The organism is Pediococcus damnosus (assembly GCF_001437255.1).
GTDB classification, from domain to species: domain Bacteria; phylum Bacillota; class Bacilli; order Lactobacillales; family Lactobacillaceae; genus Pediococcus; species Pediococcus damnosus.
Genome location: NZ_JQBD01000132.1, coordinates 1 through 3,496, shown reverse-complemented (window position 1 = coordinate 3,496; position 3,496 = coordinate 1). Strand labels below are relative to the sequence as shown.

Below are 3,496 nucleotides of genomic sequence, written 5' to 3'. Positions count from 1 at the left end.
TAAGGCACCTAGGAAAACTTGACACATACATGCTGGAAACTCAATTGATTTTGTGAGCACACGGAGTATAATTAATAAGATGTAATCACCAAACAGCTCCTCAATAATCTAATTATTGGGGAGTTTTGAGCATAAAAGTATGGAATCTTTTCTTGCTAAATTAATTTGTTAGTGGTTTTAGATTATTTTTTTATTTAGGAAGGAAGTTACAAAATGGATGTCATACATACGCATCAAAGATCAAAGAAGTCATTCTGGTTAAAGGTAACAATGGTTATGATCAGTCTCCTTATTTTTACGGGGGTTGCTACTCAGCATGCCCAGGCGGCCACGCTAAATTCACAGATTCCGGATCTGTCTGAGTGGCAAGGAGAACTTTCTGCTAGCCAGGTTAAAAAATTGGCAAAAGTTGAGCCATTTATTATTTTGCGGGTGCAACAAGGCAGTGATTATAAGGATAAATATTTCTCTCATAACGCGGCATTGTGTCAGCAATATGGTTTGAAATATGGCGCTTACTCATATAGTCAGTATTCAAGCACATCGGATGCTAAACAAGAGGCAAAAGATTTATATAATCGGGCTCCAAATGCTAGTTTTTATGTAAATGATTATGAAGAGCAAACAGTTACGAGTGGCACCACCAACTCGGCAACCAAGGCTTGGTATACAGAATTACATAGTTTAACAAGTAAACATGTTCTGTTTTATTCTTACAATAGTTTTGCCCAATCATATGCAGCTAGTGCACTTAAAAGTTACGATGGTTTTTGGTTAGCAAGTTATACACAGGCTGAACCAACTGGAATTTCACATGTGCTCTGGCAATATACCGATGAATGGAATTGTTCCCCAATCGGCGAGCTTGTAGATGCCAGCCTGAAGAAGGGCAAAACAAATTCTTGGTTCGTGGATTCTACCAGCAACGCCATCAGTTATAAAAAATATGTCACCGAAAATGGTGCTAAATCCAGTTACACCATTTGGAAGAATTTGTCGTTTACTGCGAAGAGTGGGCAAACGGGCACCTCTGGCAAAACGTACTACGCAAAATATTATTATAAACATAGTAATGGCAGTACCTACCTATCGCTTTATGATAAGAACGGCAAGTGGGTTGGCTATGTGAATGCCAACGCAATGACGGTGATGACGGCGCATTCCTTCAATCATTCCGTAACAATTTATGACCCAAATTACACAGTTTGGAATAACTTTGTGTGGGCCAATGTTAAACATTACAGTAAAAATTATGTGAATCAGCAGTTTACCGTTAAGTACCAATATTACCGAGGCAACGGTCAGGCATACTACTCCCTTTATAAAGGAAATACATGGTTTGGTTATGTGAATGCCAACGCCACTTGGAAAGCCATTGGGACCAACAAGACGGTCCAAATTGCGAAACAGAATCAAACAATTTGGCGCAATCTTTCGTTTACAAAAAAGTATGGCAGCACCAATACTTATTACGGCCAAACGTATACGGTGAAATATTATTATAACCATCCAAACGGGAGTACTTACTATTCCTTATACAACGGAAAGACCTGGATCGGTTATATCAATAAAAACATGGTTACGAGTAATTAGGGGAGGCAAATCAAATGAAAAAACAAGTCGTATTAGCAAGTTGTAGTTTAATTTTAGGAGTTGCACTTCTTGGAATTGGTGGTGCAAGCCATTCACAAAATGCCGCCACCATTCATGCGGTGACAACGCCGGCCAGCAGTGGGTTAGCAGCCCCAGAAAAAGTGGATGGCACGAATACTGAAGTTCAGTCTGTGACTGGCAATAGTACCAGTGGCAAAGTTACCTACACAAATGGCGCCAACACGGCCACCGCAGCAACTTATAAACAGAATAAATACCAAAGTAACAGTCAGGCAAAGAGTAGTTTTGCTAATTATCATAATGTGACTGAAACCAATGGCCCTAAAATCACTCTTGCAGACGGAACCAAAGCCGTTAAACAGGGCGTCATGGGACATGTTTATATTCAGTGGCAAAAAAATGGTTGGGATGTGACCGCAGTGGCAAATTCTGATCAAATGGGCACGGGAACAGTGAATAGCTCGAATAAAGCTGCAACCAAAGTGGCTAACAAAGTGCAAAAGACGTTGAAATCAACCAAAGTGACAACTAAAAAAGTTACGCATGGTGATGTGGTAGTTTACAATTCTAATCAAACTAAACCAGCGAACAGCATTAGTTGGCAACAAGGCAAAAAAGTGGCGCGAGTCACTGGCGTTAACGCAAAGACAACCGCAAAGATTGCTAAAGATACTTTGAAATAAAAATTTTGATTTAATAAAACCCCAACCATTGATTTGGCTGGGGTTTTATTAGTTATTTAGTTATTTAGTTTTTTGTTAGAGATAGCATCGGTTAGCGTTTGTGAAAAATTTAGTTTTAACTCTTTACCGAGTTTGTCGGCCCATTTTGGAATTGTTAATGTTTTTTTGATTGGCTGACCGGAATCAATATAGCCAGTTAGATCAACTAGTACCATTGAAACAAAGGATAAAGCAGGATCATATTTAAGATCATTAGGATAAGGATTATCTTTTTTTAAGGAGAGCGATTTAATATCAGATGGCTTAGGCAAATTACGATTATTCTCTAAAGAGTCAGCAATCGTAATGCCAAGCCAATCAGAAGCCATTGCCATCGCATCAGAAATACTTGTTCCTTGGGTGGCCGAGTTTGTGAAATCTGGAAATGTGATAAAAAAAGGAACTTTCTCTGATTTATCATAATAGAATAACGCTGGATAACTAGCAAACATAAAAATTCCTCCTCAAATAGATTACAAATGAAGTTGACTACTCTCTAAGTCAGCTTCTTTTTTTATAGCACGTTCAGTAAATTTATTAAGCTCCCCATGGGGCACAGTGATAGGTCGTTTTACCGGTTTCGACATTTTGATGTGGGATCCTTTACCACCAGAAGATTTGATCCATCCATTAATTTTTAGTAACTTAACCATTTGTTTTTGGGTCATCGGCATTATGCACAAACTTTCTGACAGTTATTATTTTACACGTGTAGTACGTGTTACGTCAAAGCATATTATCTATTGAGTAAAAATAATTATTTGTTTTGAATTTTCATTCTCTATATAAACTACGCAGTTTTGGACAATGTTTTTTAAAGCGAAGTTTGAACAAAAAATAAAAACCCCCGACCAAATTAATGGTTGGGGGACATACTTATGCGCGCAAGAATAACTGTATTGAATATCAGTTGATAGTTGTCAGTATTTATTAATCATCAATTACCTCAGCACCAACGTCCGATCCGAAATCTATTTGTGGTGTGTCGATGCTGCCATACTTGGCGACATGTGCGTTAACCTTGTCCCAAAAAGTATCCTTTTTTTGATCCATGATATTCAGCTCCTTATGCTTCTTCCATTTAGAGTTTATTAGTAAGTGGTCTTTTAGTCAATTAACTCACTTCAACAGTATGTGTCAAGTTTTAGTAGGTTGTACTT

5 protein-coding genes are annotated in these 3,496 nt (G+C 38.0%); 2 read left to right on the top strand and 3 right to left on the bottom strand.

The window, feature by feature from the left end; translation table 11 throughout:
* Window positions 1-213: 213 nt before the first annotated feature.
* Entirely contained in the window at window positions 214-1,593 is a 1,380-nt protein-coding gene (locus tag IV84_RS10095; RefSeq protein ID WP_052694520.1) for a GH25 family lysozyme, read from the top strand.
* Between the two features lie 14 nt (window positions 1,594-1,607).
* Complete coding sequence (locus tag IV84_RS10090) at window positions 1,608-2,297, top strand: hypothetical protein (RefSeq protein ID WP_046871691.1); 690 nt, start codon at window positions 1,608-1,610, stop codon at window positions 2,295-2,297.
* Between the two features lie 56 nt (window positions 2,298-2,353).
* Here IV84_RS10090 and IV84_RS10085 read toward each other — a convergent pair whose 3' ends face one another.
* From IV84_RS10085 to IV84_RS10980, 3 genes are all read right to left on the bottom strand, one after another.
* On the bottom strand, window positions 2,354-2,788 hold the full coding sequence (locus tag IV84_RS10085) for a type II toxin-antitoxin system HicB family antitoxin (protein WP_056986601.1): 435 nt from the start codon (window positions 2,786-2,788) through the stop codon (window positions 2,354-2,356).
* 21 nt (window positions 2,789-2,809) lie between these two features.
* Window positions 2,810-3,010, bottom strand: coding sequence for a type II toxin-antitoxin system HicA family toxin (locus tag IV84_RS10080; protein WP_046871693.1), 201 nt, complete (start codon window positions 3,008-3,010; stop codon window positions 2,810-2,812).
* 256 nt (window positions 3,011-3,266) lie between these two features.
* The gene (locus tag IV84_RS10980; RefSeq protein ID WP_100078054.1) at window positions 3,267-3,389 is read right to left on the bottom strand and encodes an AbrB family transcriptional regulator; all 123 of its coding nucleotides are present in this window, start codon (window positions 3,387-3,389) and stop codon (window positions 3,267-3,269) included.
* Between the last annotated feature and the right edge of the window lie 107 nt (window positions 3,390-3,496).